Origin of the sequence: Thioalkalivibrio sp. ARh3 (assembly GCF_000377265.1) — a bacterium.
Taxonomy (GTDB): domain Bacteria; phylum Pseudomonadota; class Gammaproteobacteria; order Ectothiorhodospirales; family Ectothiorhodospiraceae; genus Thioalkalivibrio; species Thioalkalivibrio thiocyanoxidans.
Map to the genome: position 1 here is coordinate 908,831 of NZ_KB897947.1, position 18,184 is coordinate 927,014.

Annotated in this window: 19 protein-coding genes; 17 read left to right on the forward strand and 2 right to left on the reverse strand. The window is 66.3% G+C overall.

Features of this window, described 5'->3' with window-relative positions; all coding sequences use genetic code 11:
• The first annotated feature begins 179 nt into the window (after nucleotides 1-179).
• The 15 genes from apbC to arfB all read left to right on the forward strand — a co-directional run bounded on the left by apbC (nucleotide 180) and on the right by arfB (nucleotide 13,403).
• Nucleotides 180-1,271 (forward strand): iron-sulfur cluster carrier protein ApbC, encoded by a 1,092-nt coding sequence (gene apbC, locus C995_RS0104320; RefSeq protein WP_018863766.1) that lies wholly within the window; start codon nucleotides 180-182, stop codon nucleotides 1,269-1,271.
• Between the two features lie 29 nt (nucleotides 1,272-1,300).
• Nucleotides 1,301-1,867, forward strand: a complete 567-nt coding sequence (gene dcd, locus C995_RS0104325) for a dCTP deaminase (RefSeq protein ID WP_012983152.1) — start codon at nucleotides 1,301-1,303, stop codon at nucleotides 1,865-1,867.
• A 28-nt stretch (nucleotides 1,868-1,895) separates the two neighbouring features.
• The gene (locus C995_RS0104330) at nucleotides 1,896-2,801 is read left to right on the forward strand and encodes a carbamate kinase (protein WP_026278940.1); all 906 of its coding nucleotides are present in this window, start codon (nucleotides 1,896-1,898) and stop codon (nucleotides 2,799-2,801) included.
• Nucleotides 2,802-2,911: 110 nt separating this feature from the next.
• Nucleotides 2,912-3,121: a fimbrillin family protein gene (locus C995_RS0104335; protein ID WP_018863768.1), complete on the forward strand. Its 210-nt coding sequence runs from the start codon at nucleotides 2,912-2,914 to the stop codon at nucleotides 3,119-3,121.
• Between the two features lie 149 nt (nucleotides 3,122-3,270).
• Nucleotides 3,271-4,989, forward strand: coding sequence for a biosynthetic-type acetolactate synthase large subunit (ilvB, locus tag C995_RS0104340; protein WP_018863769.1), 1,719 nt, complete (start codon nucleotides 3,271-3,273; stop codon nucleotides 4,987-4,989).
• Between the two features lie 22 nt (nucleotides 4,990-5,011).
• Entirely contained in the window at nucleotides 5,012-5,506 is a 495-nt protein-coding gene (gene ilvN, locus C995_RS0104345; protein WP_018863770.1) for an acetolactate synthase small subunit, read from the forward strand.
• A gap of 91 nt (nucleotides 5,507-5,597) precedes the next feature.
• Nucleotides 5,598-6,614 (forward strand): ketol-acid reductoisomerase, encoded by a 1,017-nt coding sequence (gene ilvC / locus C995_RS0104350; RefSeq protein ID WP_018863771.1) that lies wholly within the window; start codon nucleotides 5,598-5,600, stop codon nucleotides 6,612-6,614.
• A gap of 64 nt (nucleotides 6,615-6,678) precedes the next feature.
• Nucleotides 6,679-7,347 (forward strand): phosphatidylserine decarboxylase, encoded by a 669-nt coding sequence (locus tag C995_RS0104355; RefSeq protein WP_018863772.1) that lies wholly within the window; start codon nucleotides 6,679-6,681, stop codon nucleotides 7,345-7,347.
• A complete protein-coding gene (gene pssA, locus C995_RS0104360; RefSeq protein WP_018863773.1) occupies nucleotides 7,344-8,153 on the forward strand; it encodes a CDP-diacylglycerol--serine O-phosphatidyltransferase in 810 nt (269 codons plus the stop codon). Before C995_RS0104355 ends, pssA begins: the two co-directional genes overlap by 4 nt.
• 3 nt (nucleotides 8,154-8,156) lie before the next feature.
• Nucleotides 8,157-8,951, forward strand: a complete 795-nt coding sequence (locus C995_RS0104365; RefSeq protein ID WP_018863774.1) for a uracil-DNA glycosylase family protein — start codon at nucleotides 8,157-8,159, stop codon at nucleotides 8,949-8,951.
• A gap of 93 nt (nucleotides 8,952-9,044) precedes the next feature.
• Entirely contained in the window at nucleotides 9,045-9,524 is a 480-nt protein-coding gene (gene rimI / locus C995_RS0104370) for a ribosomal protein S18-alanine N-acetyltransferase (RefSeq protein WP_026278941.1), read from the forward strand.
• 155 nt (nucleotides 9,525-9,679) lie between these two features.
• Nucleotides 9,680-10,483 (forward strand): tetratricopeptide repeat protein, encoded by an 804-nt coding sequence (locus C995_RS0104375; protein WP_018863776.1) that lies wholly within the window; start codon nucleotides 9,680-9,682, stop codon nucleotides 10,481-10,483.
• A gap of 427 nt (nucleotides 10,484-10,910) precedes the next feature.
• On the forward strand, nucleotides 10,911-12,503 hold the full coding sequence (locus C995_RS0104380; RefSeq protein ID WP_026278942.1) for a peptide chain release factor 3: 1,593 nt from the start codon (nucleotides 10,911-10,913) through the stop codon (nucleotides 12,501-12,503).
• 204 nt (nucleotides 12,504-12,707) lie between these two features.
• The gene (locus C995_RS0104385) at nucleotides 12,708-12,980 is read left to right on the forward strand and encodes a hypothetical protein (protein ID WP_196800147.1); all 273 of its coding nucleotides are present in this window, start codon (nucleotides 12,708-12,710) and stop codon (nucleotides 12,978-12,980) included.
• Nucleotides 12,981-12,983: 3 nt separating this feature from the next.
• Nucleotides 12,984-13,403 carry an alternative ribosome rescue aminoacyl-tRNA hydrolase ArfB gene (gene arfB, locus C995_RS0104390; protein ID WP_018863779.1) on the forward strand — a complete coding sequence of 140 codons (420 nt, stop codon included), beginning with the start codon at nucleotides 12,984-12,986 and terminating at the stop codon, nucleotides 13,401-13,403.
• 340 nt (nucleotides 13,404-13,743) lie between these two features.
• Here arfB and C995_RS0104395 read toward each other — a convergent pair whose 3' ends face one another.
• On the reverse strand, nucleotides 13,744-14,469 hold the full coding sequence (locus C995_RS0104395) for an HAD family hydrolase (RefSeq protein ID WP_018863780.1): 726 nt from the start codon (nucleotides 14,467-14,469) through the stop codon (nucleotides 13,744-13,746).
• A 114-nt stretch (nucleotides 14,470-14,583) separates the two neighbouring features.
• On the opposite strand from C995_RS0104395, the gene C995_RS0104400 reads away from it, so the two are divergent.
• On the forward strand, nucleotides 14,584-15,165 hold the full coding sequence (locus C995_RS0104400; RefSeq protein ID WP_018863781.1) for a cytochrome b: 582 nt from the start codon (nucleotides 14,584-14,586) through the stop codon (nucleotides 15,163-15,165).
• 13 nt (nucleotides 15,166-15,178) lie between these two features.
• Nucleotides 15,179-16,774: a hypothetical protein gene (locus tag C995_RS0104405; protein ID WP_018863782.1), complete on the forward strand. Its 1,596-nt coding sequence runs from the start codon at nucleotides 15,179-15,181 to the stop codon at nucleotides 16,772-16,774.
• Here C995_RS0104405 and C995_RS0104410 read toward each other — a convergent pair.
• The gene (locus tag C995_RS0104410) at nucleotides 16,771-18,111 is read right to left on the reverse strand and encodes a TlpA disulfide reductase family protein (RefSeq protein WP_018863783.1); all 1,341 of its coding nucleotides are present in this window, start codon (nucleotides 18,109-18,111) and stop codon (nucleotides 16,771-16,773) included. The genes C995_RS0104405 and C995_RS0104410 overlap by 4 nt on opposite strands.
• Nucleotides 18,112-18,184: the final 73 nt, after the last annotated feature.

Consider the following 18,184-nt stretch of genomic DNA (forward strand, 5'->3'; position numbering starts at 1 on the left):
CGTTTGCCGGTCGTGCGAAGATTCATGTGTATAAAACGGGGCGGAAGGGTTGACAGAACGCTCGGCACCCCTCTCGAGGCATACGGCAAAGGACTGCCGACGTGTGGTGCCATTGGCGTGCCGATTTGCGCCCAGTAGAATCGCGCGATTACTCCCAACCGCTGGATGGAACGAACGCCATGTCCGAACTCTCGCGCGAGCAGATCGAAAACGCCCTGAAGACCGTTCAGGACAAGTACCTGGAACAGGACCTGGTGGCCGCCGGTGCGGTCAGGGATATCCGCGTTGAGGGCGCGCGTGCGGTCATCAGCATCGAGATGGGCTACTCGGCGGACGGCTATCACGACGAGCTGCGTGCCGCGATCCAGGGCGCGCTGGCCGGCGTGCCCGGTCTCGAGTCCTCCGAGGTCACCATCGGTACGAAGGTGACCGCCCACGCGGTGCAGAAGAGCCTGAAGCCGATGCCCGGCATCAAGAACATCATCGCCGTGGCCTCCGGCAAGGGCGGGGTGGGCAAGTCCACCACCGCGGTCAATCTGGCCCTGGGCCTGGCCGCCGAAGGCGCGCAGGTCGGAATCCTGGACGCGGACATCTACGGCCCCAGCCAGCCGCGCATGCTGGGGATCAAGGATCGTCCGGAGTCGAAAGACGGCAAGTCCATGGAACCGCTGGAGCGCCATGGCGTGCAGGCGATGTCCATTGGCTTCCTGATCGAGGAGGACACGCCGATGATCTGGCGCGGCCCGATGGTCACCCAGGCCCTGGAGCAGCTGCTGAACGAGACCAACTGGAAGGATCTCGACTACCTGGTGATCGATCTGCCGCCGGGTACCGGCGACATCCAGTTGACCCTGTCGCAGAAGATCCCGGTCTCCGGTGCGGTGATCGTCACCACGCCGCAGGACATCGCCCTGCTGGATGCGCGCAAGGGACTGCGCATGTTCGAGAAGGTGGAGGTGCCGGTACTGGGCATCATCGAGAACATGAGCATCCACATCTGCTCGAAGTGTGGCCACGAGGAGCACATCTTCGGCCAGGGCGGTGCCGAGGGCATGGCCGAGGAATACGGCGTGGACATGCTCGGCGCGCTGCCGCTGGACATTCACATCCGCGAGCAGGCCGATGGGGGCGAGCCGACCGTGGTCGCCGCACCGGACAGCCGCATCGCCGAGATCTACCGCGAGATCGCACGTCGCACGGGCGCCAAGCTCGCGGAGCAGGCGAAGGACTACAGCAGCAAGTTCCCCAACATCGTCATCCAGAACAACTGATTCGGCGATCACAACCAGGGACAGGGCAGATGAGCATCAAGTCGGACCGCTGGATCCGGGAGATGGCCGAGACGAAGGGCATGATCGAGCCCTTCGAGCCCGGTCAGGTCCGCTATCACGACGAGCAGCGCATCGTCTCCTACGGTACGTCCAGCTACGGCTACGACGTGCGCTGCTCGGACCATTTCAAGATCTTCACCAACATCAACTCGAGCATCGTCGACCCCAAGGGCTTCGACGAGGGCAGCTTTGTGGACGTGCATTCCGATGTCTGCATCATCCCGCCCAACTCGTTTGCGCTGGCGCATACGGTCGAGTACTTCCGCATCCCGCGCGACGTGCTGACCATCTGCCTCGGCAAGTCGACCTACGCGCGCTGCGGCATCATCGTCAACGTGACCCCGCTGGAACCCGAGTGGGAAGGCCACGTGACGCTGGAGTTCTCCAACACTACGCCGCTGCCGGCCAAGATCTACGCCAACGAGGGCGTGGCGCAGATGCTGTTCCTGCAGTCCGACGAGGTCTGCGAGACCTCCTACAAGGACCGCGGCGGCAAGTACCAGGGGCAGCGTGGTGTGACCTTGCCCCGTACCTGACCCCCACCGACCCGCGAAGGAGGCCACCATCCGCATCGTGATCGCGCTGGGCGGAAACGCCCTGCTGCAACGCGGCGAGACCCCGTCGGCCGAGGCCCAGCGGCGCAATGCCCGCGCCGCGGCGCGGGCTGTCGCCGAGGTCGCCAACGAGCACGAGGTCGTCGTGACCCACGGCAATGGTCCGCAGGTGGGCCTGCTGGCCAGCCAGGCGGAGGCCGATTCCATTCACTGGCCACTGGACGTGGTCGGCGCCGAGAGCCACGGGATGATCGGCTACATCCTTGCGCAGGAGCTGCACAACGCCCTGGGACATGACCGGATCGCCAGCCTCCTGACGCAGACCGAGGTGGACCCGGACGATCCGGCGTTCGCCCGCCCCGAAAAATTCATCGGCCCGGTCTGGGATGAATCCCGGGCGCATGCCCTGGCCGAGGCACGCGGCTGGGATATCGCCCGCGACGGTGACGGCTGGCGGCGCGTGGTCGCCTCGCCGGAGCCGCAGAAGGTGCTGGGCGTGGAGGCCGTACGGACCCTGGTCGACGGCGGATCCCTCGCGATCTGCGCGGGCGGCGGCGGCGTGCCGGTCGCGCGTGATGATGAAGGTCGGCTGTACGGCATCGAGGCAGTGGTGGACAAGGACCTGACCGCCGCACGCCTGGCGGTGGAGCTGGGCGCGGACTGGCTCCTGATGCTGACGGACGTCGACGGCGTCTACTGGAACTGGGGCGAGCCCGATGCCACGCGCCTGAAGGCATTGCTGGTCAGTGCGGTCGCCCCTGAGACCTTCCCGGCCGGATCGATGGGCCCGAAGATGGAGGCCGCACGGCGCGTCGCGGAATACGGTGCCTGTGCCGGGATCGGGGCGCTCGAGGACGCTGCCGCGATTGTTGCGGGGCAGGCCGGGACGCGGATACTGCCGGCGAGGGTGTCGTAGGGTCCGGACCCGCGCGGGAATCAGCGTCTCGCCGTGGTGGATTGTTGCCAAGCCATTGGTCTCGCGGCAAGCTCGCCCGTTCACGCCCCTGTATCGCAAGGAAGAACACTATGTATCGCCATGCCCGCATCACTGGAGTCCTCGTTCTGCCGGTTGCCGCCGCGCTTGTGCTGGCCGGCTGCGGAGGCGAGGAAGAAGAGGTGAACCCGCCGCAAGGGCTGGAACAGCAGATGGCGCCGCAGGACATGTCCAGCGACGATGCCCGCCGCCCGACCAATCCCGGCCTGCCCGCGGCGGACGTGAAGAAGTCGGACGACTGAAGCCTCTGCGCCTTCTCCTGGACGGTTTCGCGTGCGCTGCGTGCTGGGAAAAATCGTCATTTCATATTAGGATGCTGGGCTATTTTGATTCCTGCTGGGTGATCCCGCCACGATCACGCACGAGCCCTTAGGTAAGGAAGTCGACCACCATGTCCGAGACCGCAAATTCCTCCACCGCCATCACCGGCGCCGAGATCTTCTGCCGCAGCCTGCAGGCCGAGGGTGTCGACGTCGTATTCGGGTATCCCGGCGGGGCGGTACTGCACATCTACGATGCGCTGTACCGCCAGGACAAGGTCTCGCACGTACTGGTGCGCCACGAACAGGGCGCGGTACATGCGGCCGAGGGCTATGCCAAATCCTCCGACAAGCCGGGGGTTGCGCTGGTCACCTCCGGCCCCGGCGCGACCAACGCGATTACCGGGATCGCCGATGCCTACATGGATTCGGTGCCGCTGGTCGTGTTCACCGGCCAGGTGCCGACCAGCCTGATCGGCAACGACGCCTTCCAGGAAGTGGATACCGTGGGGATTACCCGCCCCTGCGTGAAGCACAACTTCCTGGTCAAGGACGTGAAGGACCTGGCGACCACGATCAAGAAGGCCTTCTACGTGGCGACCACCGGTCGCCCCGGCCCCGTGGTCGTGGATATCCCGAAGGATGTGACCGCGGCGAGCTGCGAGTTCGAATACCCCGAGTCCATCCACATGCGCTCGTACAACCCGACCTTTGGCGGTTACACCGGCCAGATCGACAAGGCGGTGGACCTGATCCTGTCGGCGAAGCAGCCGATGATCTACACCGGCGGGGGCGTGATCCTGGGCAAGGGTTCCGAGGCGCTGACCGAGTTCACCCGCAAGCTCGGCTACCCGATCACCAACACCCTGATGGGGCTGGGCGGCTATCCGTCGTCGGACAAGCAGTTCCTGGGCATGCTGGGCATGCACGGGACCTACGAGGCCAACATGGCCATGCACCACGCCGACGTGCTGATCGCGATCGGCGCGCGCTTCGACGACCGTGTGACCGGCAACATCGAGAAGTTCTGCCCGCACGCGAAGATCGTGCATGTCGATGTCGACCCATCCTCGATTTCCAAGAACGTGAAGGTCGACGTGCCCATCGTTGGCGAGGTGGAGCCGGTGCTGCGCGCGCTGATCAAGGCGCTGGACGCGGCCAACGCGAAGCCGGACCCGGCGGCGCTGGATGCCTGGTGGAAGCAGATCCGCGAGTGGCAGTCGCAGGACTGCCTGAAATACGACCGCGAGTCCGAACTGATCAAGCCACAGTACGTGGTGCAGAAGTTCTGGGAGCTGACGCAGGGCGAAGCCTTCGTGACCTCGGACGTTGGCCAGCACCAGATGTGGGCCGCGCAGTTCTACGGCTTCGACAAGCCAAACCGCTGGATCAACTCGGGTGGCCTGGGGACGATGGGCGTCGGCCTGCCGTTCGCGATGGGCGTGCAGTTCGCCCACCCGGACGCGACGGTCGGCTGCATCACCGGCGAGGCCAGCATCCAGATGTGCATCCAGGAGCTGTCGACCTGCTACCAGTACCAGCTCCCGATCAAGATCCTGAACCTGAACAACCGCTACCTGGGCATGGTCCGGCAGTGGCAGGAATTCTTCTACCAGGGCCGTTACGCGATGTCCTACATGGACGCGCTGCCGGACTTCGTGAAGCTGGCCGAGGCGTATGGCCATGTCGGCATGCGTATCGACAAGCCGGGCGACGTCGAGGGCGCGATCAAGGAGGCCCTCGCGCAGAAGGAGCGCCTGGTGTTCCTGGACTTCATCACCGACCAGTCCGAGAACGTCTATCCGATGATCCCGGCCGGCGCCGGCCAGAACGAAATGATCCTGGTCTGAACCGGGTACAGGGAAGAGCCGTATGCGTCATATCATCAGTGTCCTGCTGGAAAACGAATCCGGTGCCCTCTCAAGGGTGGCCGGCCTGTTCTCCGCGCGTGGCTACAACATCGAATCGCTGACCGTCGCGCCGACCGACGACCCGTCGCTGTCGCGCATGACCATCGTCACCAGTGGCTCCGACGAGATCGTCGAGCAGATCACCAAGCAGCTGAACAAGCTGGTCGACGTGATCAAGCTGCTGGACATGACTGCGCATCCGCACATCGAGCGCGAGATGGCACTGGTCAAGGTACGCGTCGGCGAGGCCGCCGATCGGGAAGAGGTCAAGCGCCTGACCGATATCTTCCGCGGTCGCATCATCGACGTGACCCAACAGACCTACGTGATCGAGATCACCGGCGAGGGCTCCAAGCTGGATGCCTTCCTCGAGGCGGTCTCGCCGTTCCCGGTGCAGGAGGTCGTGCGCTCGGGCGTGATGGGCATCGCCCGCGGCGACGTCGCGCTGCAACTGTAATCGTCTTCGCTTTCGTCCGTGTCCGCCGGGCACGGGCTGTTAATTCGTCATGGGCCTCCTGGCGGGGCCCGTTGCCAAGGAAATGACTGCCATGAACCTGTATTACGACAAAGACGCCGACCTCTCCATCATCCAGGGCATGAAGGTCGCGATCATCGGCTATGGCTCGCAGGGGCACGCCCATGCGAACAACCTGAAGGATTCCGGTGTGGACGTCACCGTCGGCCTGCGTGGCGGGTCCAGCTCGCGTGCCAAGGCCGAGGAGGCGGGGCTGAAGGTCGCCGATGTCGATACCGCGACCGCCGGTGCCGATCTGATCATGGTACTGGCCCCGGACGAGTACCAGGCGGCCCTGTACCGTGACGTTCTGGAGCCCAACCTGAAGCAGGGCGCGACCCTGGCCTTCGCCCACGGCTTCGCGATCCACTACAACCAGATCGAGCCGCGCAAGGACCTGGACGTGATCATGATCGCGCCCAAGGCCCCGGGCCACACCGTCCGCTCCGAGTTCGTGCGTGGCGGCGGTATCCCCGACTTGATCGCGGTGCAGCAGGACGCCTCCGGCAAGGCCCGCGACATCGCGATGTCCTACGCCTCTGCGATCGGCGGCGGCCGCACCGGCATCATCGAGACCACCTTCAAGGACGAGACCGAGACCGACCTGTTCGGCGAGCAGGCCGTGCTGTGCGGCGGTGCGGTGGAGCTGGTCAAGGCGGGCTTCGAGACCCTGACCGAGGCCGGCTACGCCCCGGAGATGGCCTACTTCGAGTGCCTGCACGAACTGAAGCTGATCGTCGACCTGATGTACGAGGGCGGCATCGCCAACATGAACTACTCGATCTCCAACAACGCCGAGTACGGCGAGTACGTGACCGGCCCGCAGGTGATCAACGAGGAGTCGCGCTGGGCGATGCGCGAGGCGCTGAAGAACATCCAGAACGGCGAGTACGCCAAGCAGTTCATCCTGGAAGGCGCGATGAACTACCCGTCGATGACCGCCAACCGTCGCCTGAACGCGGCCCACGAGATCGAGCAGGTGGGCGAACGCCTGCGTGCGATGATGCCGTGGATCAAGGCCAACCAGCTGGTCGACAAGTCCCGCAACTGATCCGTCGGGGGCGGCCCGGGGCGCAGGCCCCGGGTCGCGCACCCGCGCCCCCTCCGAGAACCCCATGCTGTTTCCGCTCGCCCCCGAAGGCCGTCTGTTCGTGATCATCGCCGCCTGGATGGCGGTGATCTCGCTGCTGGTCGGAGAGGCCGAGCTGGGCCTGTTCATGGTGCTGCTGACCGTGGCGCTGATGGGGGTGTTTCGGGATCTGCGGCGCAAGGCGGCGGCCCCCGCACTGGGCGTGATCGCCCCGGCCGACGGCACGGTGGAGGCGGTCGACGAGACGACCGATCCGTTTACTGGCGAGCCCGCCCGGCGCATACGCATTCGCCAGCGGCGGCTTGGGGAATACAACGTTCATGCCCCGCAGGAATCGAAGGTGGTCGAGCGAAGCTGGCCGGGCAAGGAGACGGACAGCCCGCCGGACGGGCAGCTGGGTCACCGTCTGGCATTTGCGCTGACGACCGACGAGGGTACGCGTCTGACGCTCGCCCTGTCGGTCAATCACTGGCCACGGATGATCCGTCTGCAGAACGTGGTGCCAGGCAATCGCCTCGGGCGCGGCAAGCGCATGGGTTTTGCCGGATTCGGTGCTACCTTCGAAGTCTGGCTGCCGGCCGGGTCCCAGGTGTTGGCCCAGGTCGGCCAGAAGGTACTGGCGGGATCGACCGTGATTGGCGGTCTGCCGGAGTCCAGTGGTGACGAGGAAGCGACCGTGGAGGTGCTGGAGTGACGCCGGATGACGAGGGCTCAAGCGACATCGACGAGATGAACGGGGCCGACGACCGGCACGAGGGGCGTGCCCGGCGTCGTCGCGGCATCTTTCTGCTCCCCAACCTGTTCACCACCGGGGTCCTGTTCTCCGGGTTCTTCGCCATCGTCTCCGCGATCAATGGCGAATTCACGACCGCCGCGATCGCGGTGTTCGTCGCCATGGTCCTGGATACCCTCGATGGCCGCGTGGCGCGCATGACGGACACGCAAAGCGAGTTCGGTGCGCAGTACGACTCGCTGTCCGACCTGGTCTCCTTCGGGGTGGCCCCGGCCCTGGTCGTGTATCTGTGGCAGCTCCAGGATCTGGGCAATCTCGGCTGGGTCGCGGCCTTCTTCTTTGCCACTGCCGCGGCGTTGCGCCTGGCACGCTTCAACAGCCGACTGGCCGTGGTGGACAAGCGATTCTTCCAGGGGCTGCCGAGCCCCGCCGCCGCGGCTCTGGTGGTCGGGATGGTCTGGGTGCTGGAGGACCTCGGTATTCCGGCGGATCTGGCCGACCCGTACGTAGTCGCCATCCTGATCGTGACGGTGCTCGCGGGTGCAGCGATGGTCAGCAATCTGACCTATTTCAGTTTCAAGGACATGGACTTCAAGCATCGGGTGCCGTTCCTGGCGATTGTCGGGGTGGTGGGCGCACTGATGCTGCTGGCGCTGGATCCGCCCAAGGTCCTTTGGGCGGGCTTCGTGATCTATGCCCTCTCCGGGCCCCTGCTGACGCTGGAACGCTGGCGCCGCCATCGTCGTCGTACGCCCCCGGGGGACTGACGCGTGGACCTGTCGGCACGCAAACGCCGTATCCTGGCCGACATCGGGATCCCCGTCTGGCGCGCCCGGGACGGCGCCTTCCCGGGCGTTCCGGCGGCAGCACCGGCCGCCGAGCCGTCCGCTGCGCCGCTGGTGCCCGAGGTAGAGTCCAGCCAGGTGCCCAGCGCCCCCCTCGAGTCGTCCGAAGCGCCAGCGATCCCCGCGAGCGTGCCAGCCGAGGGCGGAGTCGAGTCCCTCGACTGGCCGGAACTCGAGGCGCGCGTACGCGATTGCACGGCCTGTGCCGAACTCGCCGGTCAGCGTACGCAGACGGTGTTTGGCGTGGGGGATCGCCGCGCCCGCTGGCTGCTCGTGGGCGAGGCCCCCGGGGCCGAGGAAGACCGCCGGGGCGAACCCTTCGTCGGACGTGCCGGCCAGTTGCTGGATAATATGCTCGCCGCACTGGGACTCGATCGGCGGCAGGATGTGTTTATCGCCAACGTGCTCAAGTGCCGCCCGCCGAACAACCGTGACCCCAGTCCGGAGGAATCCCGGGCCTGTCGCGGCTTCCTCAACCGGCAGATCGCGCTGGTGCAGCCGGAGGTGATTGTTGCGCTCGGGCGTATCGCCGCCCAGCATCTGCTGGAGACCGACCAGCCCTTGGGGCGCCTGCGTGGCAGCCTGCATCGGTATCGTGAGGTCCCGCTGGTCGTGACGTATCATCCCGCCTATCTGTTGCGGAAGCCGCAGGACAAGGCCAAGGCCTGGCAGGATCTGCAGCGTGCACGGGCCTGCCTGACGAGTGCGTCCGGAGGGTAACCCTTCGGACTGTAGGAGTTAGGGAATGCAGCGAACGCGTACACGCCTATATGCTCAGCCCAGGAATGAACTCAGGAGAGCCAGCCCGACGCCATGAGTGCCGAGCCGCAAGTACAACCCCGGATGCGCCGCATGCTGGCCGAGGATGTCGAGCGTGTAATGGCCATCGAGCGCGAGGCCTACCACTACCCCTGGACTGCGCGCATCTTCGAGGACTGCATCCGGGTCGGCTATGACTGCTGGGTGCTGGAGGTGGACGAGCGCCAGGTGGGGCACGCGGTGCTGACCGTGGCGGCCGGCGAGGCGCATCTGCTGAATATGACGGTCGATCGGCGCTGGCAGGGGTACGGGCTGGGTCGCTTTCTGCTGCGCCGCCTGCTCGACTATGCCTGCGACCAGAAGGCCGAGGCCCTGTTTCTGGAGGTGCGTCCGTCCAATGTCGCGGCGGTGCAGCTCTATCGCTCGGAGGGCTTCGCGCACATCGGGACCCGGCCGCGCTACTATCCGCTGCACAGCGGGCGCGAGGACGCCTGGGTGCTGAGTCGCCGGTGCGATGGCCCGGCCGGGGCCTGAACCCGAGGCTGTGTGACGGCCGGCACGTTTTCCCGCGTCTCGAGGCCGTTTTGCGGCCTGGGGTTCACGTCCCGCTGGCGCCGTTTTGCGCATGGTCAGGGTGCGGTCTATGATCGTAACCGGCATTGATGCCGGAATCCCCGTGAGGTAGTCCCATGTCCCGATCGTTGCGTGCCCTGTTTTTCTCGCTCCCCCTGACGCTGCCCCTGGCCTTCGGCACCGGCGTGGCGCAGGCTCAGGACTATGGTTACGACGAGGTCGAACGCCAGCAGGAGCTGCTCGGCGTCTGGTACGAGATTCGCGAAGGCAATGCCCAGCGCGGCGATACGCGTGCCATGTTCGATGTGGGGATGGCCAATTACGTTGGCCGGGGTACCGACGTGGATTACGACGCGGCGCTGCACTGGTTCGCGCGTGCGGCGGACGACGATCATGCGGGCGCCCATTACTACCTTGGCTTCATGTTTGCCGCCGGTCGCGGGACGGCGGCGGATGGAGACAAGGCCCTTGAGCACTACACACGTTCGGCGGAACTGGGGTACGCGGACGCGCAATACTGGCTGGGCAGCCACTACGCCCGCAACGATCAGTCGCACAGCGAGGCCCTGGAGTGGCTGGGCAAGGCGGCACAGCAGGGGCAGGTCTCGGCCAAGTACTACTATGGCTTCCTGCATGAGAGGGGGCAGGGGACCAGTCCGGATCCCGCCGAGGCAGCCCGCTGGTATACCAAGGCTGCCGAGCGCGGTGATCGCAATTCGCAGATCGGCCTGGGTCGTCTTCATCAGAACGGGCAAGGGGTGGAACGCGACCTGGTCGAGGCCTATGTCTGGTATTCCCTGGCCGAGGACAACGAACGCATCGAGGCCGTCAAGACGCGCATGAATCAGCGCGACCTGGATCTTGCCCAGAGCCGACTGGACGAACAGTCCTCGGAGATTCAGCGGGCGGCCGCACGCTAGGGAAACACTGATCAATGTACACGCTCGCGTTGGTACCCCAGGTTTTCCGAGACTAGGCGCGTCGTGCAGCGGGTAGTGGTTCTACCCGCAAGCGGCGCAACGCAGGATCGGGGAACCTGGGGTGCCAACCCCGAAGGGGCTCGGCCGCCCGTTGTTGATCAAAAACGGGCGTGGGAACGGCGTTGCGGTTACCTTGTGCAGAATGGCTGCACGGCAGTCACTGCGCCTTGTTCGCACGCAAAAGCGACGAAGCAGCGAGCGTGTACATTAATCAGTGTTTCCCTGGCCTTCGTACGAGTCCTCAGGGCGCAGGTGAAAGATGGCCCCGGATCTTCTCCGGGGCCATCTGCATTGGGGGCAGGGGGAAACGCGAACGCCGTACGGTTTCGCGTTAAACTGCCGCGCTTCATTCATGCGGCCCAAGACCATGACCTTTCTCGAGGAAACCGCCCGGCGCCGGACCTTTGCGATCATCTCGCATCCGGACGCGGGCAAGACCACCATGACCGAAAAGCTCCTGCTGTACGGCGGCGCGATCCAGCTCGCCGGTACGGTCAAGGGGCGCAAGGCCTCGCGCCACGCCACCTCCGACTGGATGGAGATGGAAAAGCAGCGCGGCATCTCGGTGACCTCCTCGGTGATGCAGTATCCCTACAAGGGCCGCATCGTGAACCTGCTGGATACGCCGGGGCATGCGGACTTCTCCGAGGACACCTACCGCACGCTAACCGCCGTGGACTCCGCGCTGATGGTGATCGACGCCGCCAAGGGCGTGGAGGAGCGCACCATCAAGCTGATGGAGGTCTGCCGGCTGCGCGACACGCCGATCATGACCTTCGTCAACAAGATGGACCGCGAGGGCCGCGACCCGATCGAACTGCTCGACGAGGTCGAACAGGTGCTGAAGATCCAGTGCGCCCCGATCACCTGGCCGATCGGTTCCGGCAAGCGTTTTCGTGGTGTCTACCACCTGCGCCGCGACGCGGTGCACCTGTACGATCCGGAAGAGGGCGGTAAGCGGTCCACCGGCGAGATCATCGACGGCCTCGACAACCCGCGCCTGGACGAGGTGCTCGGCAACCAGGCGCAGGAACTGCGCGACGAACTGGAGCTGGTGCAGGGTGCCTCGCACGAGTTCGACCCCGAGGCCTACCTGCGCGGCGAACAGACCCCGGTGTTCTTCGGCTCCGCGATCAACAACTTCGGCATCGAGGAACTGCTGGACGACTTCGTCGAGTACGCCCCGGGTCCGCTGCCGCGGCCGACCCATTCGCGCCGGGTCGAGCCCACCGAGGAGAAGTTCACCGGCTTCGTGTTCAAGATCCAGGCGAACATGGACCCGAAGCACCGCGACCGCATCGCCTTCATGCGCATCTGCTCCGGTACCTTCGACAAGGGCGCGAAGCTGCGCCATGTGCGTATCGGACGCGACGTGAAGATCCCCGACGCCCTGACCTTCATGGCCTCCGACCGCGAACATGTGGAGACCGCCTATCCCGGCGACATCATCGGCATCCACAACCACGGCACCATCCGCATCGGCGACACCTTCACCCAGGGCGAGGAGCTGACCTTCACCGGCGTGCCCAACTTCGCCCCGGAGCTGTTCCGTCGCGCCCAGCTGAAGGACCCGCTGAAGATGAAGCAGCTGGCCAAGGGGCTGCAGGAGCTGTGCGAGGAGGGGGCGACCCAGCTGTACCGCCCGCTTACCAACAACGACCTGATCCTCGGCGCGGTCGGCGTGCTGCAGTTCGACGTGGTCGCCGAGCGCCTGCGTACCGAGTACAAGGTCGAGGCGCAGTTCGAGAACGTGAACGTCCAGACCGCGCGCTGGGTCGAATGTGACGATCCGAAGAAGCTCGAGGAGTTCAAGGCGAAGGCCGCGGCCAACCTGGCCATCGACCACGGCGGCGATCTGGTCTATATCGCCCCCACGCGGGTGAACCTGCAGATGGCGCAGGAGAAATGGCCGGAGATCCGCTTCGAGGCCACCCGCGAGCACGGCCAGCCAACGGAGTAGGGGCGACCCCGGAGCCCTGCGTTGGCACCGTCATCGCGAGGAGCGTAGCGACGTGGCGACCTCCATCCGAAACCAGTGGTTCGTGGCTTGACGCCAGCTTGCGACTGCTGCGGCGCCTGCGGTGCCTCGCAATAAAGGTGCATACGACTGACGCCGGAGGGCTGTATGGCACGAATACTTCGATGGATGCCCGTAGTGGCGGTGATGCTGGCGCTGGGGACAAGCGGTTGCGCGGTGCACAAGACCGAGACGCGAGCCGATGGACCGGAGCCGCGCCCGGGGACGGTCAAGCAGATGAACCCGTTTCTGCATTTCCTGGAGACCCGGCCAAGCCCCGAGGAGTTCGAACGCGTCTATCCGGACGTGACGCTCGTGCTGCCGGGCGAGATCGCGACCCACGAGTACCGCCAGGACAACTCGCGCTTTTTCGCCGAGCTGGACGACAAGGGCCGAATCAAGGACGGCGACTTTCGCTAAGCCATGGCCCTGCGCATCTCCAACAGCGTCGCGGTGCCCGAGGACGAGGTCGAGTTGACCGCGATCCGAGCCCGGGGCGCGGGTGGGCAGAACGTGAACAAGGTCGCCTCGGCCATCCATCTGCGCTTCGACATCCGCGCCTCCAGCCTGCCTGACGTTTACAAGCAGCGCCTGCTGCGCCGTCGTGACCAGCGCATCAGCAAGGATGGCGTGGTGGTAATCAAGGCGCAGCAGTACCGCACCCAGGAGGCCAACCGCGAGGATGCGCTGGATCGCCTGGCCGAACTCCTGCGCGAGGCCGGTCGTCCGATCAAGACACGCAAGCCGACCCGTCCCACCCGCGCGTCCAAGCTGCGCCGCCTCGAGGGCAAGACCCACCGTGGCCGCAAGAAGGCCCTGCGCGGCCGGGTCGATCCCGATTGAGGGGGTGGGCTGCGGCGATAGACGCCTAGGGAGACGCTGATTTAATCGCACGTCCGCGCTCGAGTCGCTTTTGCGTGCGAACAAGGCGCGGTGACTGCGGTGCAGTCGTTCTGCACAAGGGAACCGCAACGCTGTGCGCGCGCCCGTTTTTGATCAACAACGGGCGGCCGAGCCCCTGCTTTAAATGGATTGTGGGGTTGGTGCCCCCTGTTCCCCGATCCTGCGTTGCGCCCCGCATTCATCAAAAACGGGCGGGTAGAACCACTACCCGCTGCACGACGCGCCTTGTCTCGGAAAACAGGGGGCACCAACGCGGACGTGCGATTAAATCAGCGTCTCCCTAGTCGATCCCGAGATGCCGCGGCAGCTGTCCCAGCCGGCCCAGTGTCAGCACCGGCCGGGGCCGCCCGTGTTCCCAGGGCAGCGCGTCGGGATTGAACCAGGCGGCCTGAAACCCCGCGTTCAGGGCTCCCAGGACGTCGCTGGTGCTGTCATCCCCCACATGCAGGATCTGCTCGGCCTCGACGCTGGCCTGCTCGCGGGCCTGGGCGAAGATCACCGGGTCGGGCTTGGCCGCGCCGGCCTCGCCCGCCGCGATCGCAAAGTCGAAGTGGCGCCCCAGGGGGGTGCGAAAGACATCGGCATTGCCGTTGCTGATGGCGCCCAGTCGGAAGTGACGCGACAGCGTGGCGAGTACGCCGTCGGCCTCGGGGAACGGGGTCACCTCGTTGCGCGCATGCCAGAACACCTCGAATCCCTCTTCGGACAGCAGATCGGGACAGCAGCCGCAATCCGTGGCCAGCTCGCGGAGCCAGCGCTTGCGCAGGCCGGTCAGGTCGTGGCGCTCGTTTTGCGGGGCCGCGCGCATGAAGGCGGCACGCTCCGTGACCAGGGCCTGCGGATCAAAGCGCTCGCAGACCACCGGCGCATGCTCGCGCAGCCAGGCGTAGAAGCGCGCCTCCGCATGGTGGATCACCGGCATCACCGGCCACAGCGTGTCGTCGAGGTCGAACGTCAGGCAGCGTACGCCGGTCAGTGACGTCGGGTTGGGGGTGGAGGATCGCATCCTCAAAGCATAATGGCCCGGTACGGCCAATGCGGGATATCGTCAGCCAGGCTGGGGTTGCGGGCATCCCCTGCGGGCGGCATGTTGGGGGGCATACACGAACGGGAGCGCGACATGGAGACGGACAATGCCGGAGTGTGGCCGCGTTACGCCCTGAGCCAGCGGATCGTGCACTGGGCGGTCGCCGTGCTGGTGCTGGGTGCGCTGGCGCTGGGTGGGACCATCGGCTGGTATGGCTTCGAGGGGCTGCAGGAGCGCTTTGGCGAGGGCACGACCGACACCATCTACACCTGGCACAAGAGCTTCGGGGTGCTGGTTTTGCTGCTGATGCTGGTGCGTGTGGGCCTGCGGCTGCGTCACGGCAAGCCGCCCTACGCGGTTGCGTTGCCGCCCGCCCAGCGCATCGCGGCCGAGTCGGTCCACGGGCTGCTGTATCTGCTGCTGATCGTGATGCCGGTGATCGGCTGGTGGGCGACGGCGGCCGGCGGTTACCCGGTGCAGCTGGGTCCGTTGATCCTGCCGGGCCTGTTCCCGGAAAACGAGGCGCTGTCGGAGACCCTGTTCGCATGGCACCAGATCCTGGGGATCACCATTCTGGTGCTGGCGCTGGGTCATATCTCGGCGGCCCTGTACCACTGGCGTGTCCGTCGGGATGGTGTCCTGCAGCGGATGACGTTCGGTTCCCCGCGGCGCTGATGCGCGTCTGTCCGTGATCCGACTGCTGCTGACCCTCGCAGCGCTCAACGTCGTGCTGCTGGGGCTGGCCGTGCCCCGGTACGCGGGGATCGGGCCCTACTGGCTCGCCTGGGAGGCGGTCTTGCTGGTTGGCCTGTTCGCGCTGCTGCCCGCCGGGCGGCTGGTGCGCGCCCTGGCCTGGGGGGCGGGTTTCGTTCTGCTGGCGCTGGTGGTGCTGGCGCTGTTCGACGCCCTGACCCGCGTCAGCCTGGTGCGCCCCCTGAACGTGATGCAGGACTGGATCCTGCTGGATGCGGTCTGGCGGCTGGTGACCGGCAACCTGGATGCCTGGGTCACCGTGGGGCTGGTCGCCGTCCTGATCGCGGGGCTGGTCGCGGTGATCGCGGGCGCCGCTCGCGGCCTGTTCGCGTTGACCGTGCAGCCGGCGCAAGGACATCGGATACCCCTGTCTGTCGCGGTCGGGCTGTTCACGCTCGGGCTGGTGGGGGCGGTCGTCTCCGCACGGGGCGCGGCATTGCCGGGCACGGCCGCCCCCGGGCTCGTCTCGGTCCACGAGCAGATCGTGGCCGGGCAGGGGGCGCTGGTGGAGAACCGCACGTTTCGCGAGCGCCTGGAACAGACCCGCGAACAGGCCGAGGGGCGTCCCCTGCCGGGTCTGGCTGACGTGGACATGATCGTGGGGCTGGTGGAGTCCTACGGGGTCTCGGCCGTGTTCGACGAGCGCTATGCGCCGGGGATCGTGCCGAGCCTCGAGTCCATCGGCGAGGCACTCGAGGACGCGGACCTGCATGTGGTGACCGGCGTACTGGAGGCCCCGATCGCCGGGGGGCAGTCCTGGCTGGCCCAGGCCTCGCTGCTGACGGGTCTGCAGGTGCGTTACGCCGGGCATTACGATGCGTTGCAGGCGCAGACCCGCGACACCCTGGTGCAGGACTTTCAGGCGACCGGGCACGAGACCACCATGCTGGCGCCGGCGATCCAGCTCGACTGGCCGGAGGGGCAGTGGTTTCGCTGGGACCGGATCGTCGACAAGCACGGGTTCGACTACGCCGGGCCGCCGTTTTTCTGGGTGACCATGCCGGATCAGTACACCTGGTCGTTCTTCGAGCGCGAGATCCGCGGGCCCTCGGAGCGCCCGGTATTCGCGATGCTGGCCCTGATCAGTTCGCATGCGCCGTGGACGCCGATCCTGCCGGTGCTGGAGGACTGGGAGGCGATCGGGGACGGCGCGGTCTTCGACGAGTGGGCGGGCAAGGGGCCGAGCCCGGAGGCGCTGTGGCGGGACTTCGATCGCGTGCGCGAGTACTACGCGGAGTCCGTGCGCTATTCGCTGGAGGTGACCGGGGGCTATGCGGCGCGGTATGCCGACGAGGACACGTTGTTTTTCATGCTGGGCGATCACCAGCCGGCGGCCCTGGTAACCGGGCAGGAGGCCAGCTGGGCAGTGCCCGTGCACATCATCAGTGGCGATCCGGCCTTGCTGGAGCCGTTTCGCGAGTACGGGTTCGTCCCGGGCATGCAGCCGCCCTCGGAGCGCGCGGAACACGGTTTTGACGCCCTGCGCGACTGGCTGCGCGAGGCGTTCGGGACGCCGCCCGGTTCGGACTAATCTACGCCTTCCGGGGCTTCGTAGTCTTCCTCGAGCAGCTCGCGCATCTGGTCGACGACGCCGGGCTCGGTCCACTCGATCGCGCCGAACAGGTAGTAGCGCAGGTTGCCCTGGCGGTCGACGACATAGCTGGTGGGATAGGCCATCGCGCGCCAGTCGTTCAGGGACTCCTGGTCCGGATCGAGCAGGATGGTGAACTCGGTTTGCACCTCGTTCTCGATGAAGTCACGGATGGTCTCTTCGTCTTCGCCAAGATTTACCGCGAGGATGCGAAAGCCCTCTTCGCGCAGCTCGTCTTCCAGCAGCTGCATCGACGGCATTTCGTGCACACAGGGCGGGCACCAGCTGGCCCAGAAGTTGATCAGCACGACCTCGCCGCGATAGTCCTCCAGACGGTGCTCCTCGCCTTCCAGATCCGGGCGGATCAGCTCGGGGGCCGCGACCGGTTCGTCCAGCGCATCCAGCTGGACGTCGCTGCCGGTGGGCGTGTTCACGCTCAGGTCCAGGTCGTCGGGTGCGGCGGCGGTGCGCGCGGCCGGCAGGCGGCGCAACAGGTCCATGCCGTAGACGAGCTCCTGGTGAAAGATCTCGCGTGCCAGGAGCTCAGCCTCCATTGCATCGGGGCGGAAGAAGAACCGGTCACGCAGCTCGGGCAGCAGGCGCGCCCCGACGGAGCTGCCCCCGTCGCTCAGGGTCGAGCGGATCAGCCCGAGGTGCTGGAATTGCGGGGACAGCATCGGCTGGATGATGTAGATCGGCAGGTTGGTGACGCCGACGATGGGTTGCATCTCGGCCTCGTCGGTGTCCACGCCGGTATGCAGGTACGGGCTCATCATGATCAGCCCCGCGAGGTGTTCTGCTTCCGGGTGTTCTTCCTGCCAGTGATACAGGCCCGTGAGCAGCCAGGGCAGGGCGCGATCGTTGCCGAACACGAACACCGCGCGTTCGTCCTCCGCGTGCGCGGCCTCGATCAGGTCGCCCACGGTCTCGATCGGCATCTCGTCGAAGCTGGAGGCGGCCTCCGGCAGGAAATGCCCGGCGAACGGGTCCGCCAGCCAGACCTCGACAACGGCAGCCTGAAGCGCCAGGGCTTGCTGCCGGTGGCCGTCCAGCAGCCCGTGCTCGGACGGGAACCACAGCAGCACGGCCTCGCCATCGGCGGGGTAGCGCTCGACCGGGATCTCGGCCCCGCCCGCATCGATGCTGGTGGCAGCGGAGACCGCGCCGGTCTGGGCATCGTCCGGGGTCTCTTCGGCAATCTCCTGGGCCAGGGCGGGGCTGGCACACAGGGCGCCCGTCAGGAGCAGCGCATGGAGCCACAGGGGCAAACGGGTCATGGAGAGAGGTCTGGTTGAATGAGTTCAAGCCGTAGACGCAATACGGGTGCGTTTTGATCCCCTCATTGCGTGA

Coding starts and splice junctions, on each gene's coding strand:
- apbC (WP_018863766.1), top strand. CDS start 180: ATGTCCGAACTCTCGCGCGAGCAGATCGAAAACGCCCTGAAGACCGTT.
- C995_RS0104385 (WP_196800147.1), top strand. CDS start 12,708: ATGCTGGCGCTGGGGACAAGCGGTTGCGCGGTGCACAAGACCGAGACG.
- C995_RS0104375 (WP_018863776.1), top strand. CDS start 9,680: ATGTCCCGATCGTTGCGTGCCCTGTTTTTCTCGCTCCCCCTGACGCTG.
- C995_RS0104400 (WP_018863781.1), top strand. CDS start 14,584: ATGGAGACGGACAATGCCGGAGTGTGGCCGCGTTACGCCCTGAGCCAG.
- C995_RS0104335 (WP_018863768.1), top strand. CDS start 2,912: ATGTATCGCCATGCCCGCATCACTGGAGTCCTCGTTCTGCCGGTTGCC.
- ilvC (WP_018863771.1), top strand. CDS start 5,598: ATGAACCTGTATTACGACAAAGACGCCGACCTCTCCATCATCCAGGGC.
- dcd (WP_012983152.1), top strand. CDS start 1,301: ATGAGCATCAAGTCGGACCGCTGGATCCGGGAGATGGCCGAGACGAAG.
- C995_RS0104380 (WP_026278942.1), top strand. CDS start 10,911: ATGACCTTTCTCGAGGAAACCGCCCGGCGCCGGACCTTTGCGATCATC.
- rimI (WP_026278941.1), top strand. CDS start 9,045: ATGAGTGCCGAGCCGCAAGTACAACCCCGGATGCGCCGCATGCTGGCC.
- C995_RS0104395 (WP_018863780.1), bottom strand. CDS start 14,469: ATGCGATCCTCCACCCCCAACCCGACGTCACTGACCGGCGTACGCTGC.
- ilvB (WP_018863769.1), top strand. CDS start 3,271: ATGTCCGAGACCGCAAATTCCTCCACCGCCATCACCGGCGCCGAGATC.
- C995_RS0104355 (WP_018863772.1), top strand. CDS start 6,679: ATGCTGTTTCCGCTCGCCCCCGAAGGCCGTCTGTTCGTGATCATCGCC.
- arfB (WP_018863779.1), top strand. CDS start 12,984: ATGGCCCTGCGCATCTCCAACAGCGTCGCGGTGCCCGAGGACGAGGTC.
- ilvN (WP_018863770.1), top strand. CDS start 5,012: ATGCGTCATATCATCAGTGTCCTGCTGGAAAACGAATCCGGTGCCCTC.
- C995_RS0104410 (WP_018863783.1), bottom strand. CDS start 18,111: ATGACCCGTTTGCCCCTGTGGCTCCATGCGCTGCTCCTGACGGGCGCC.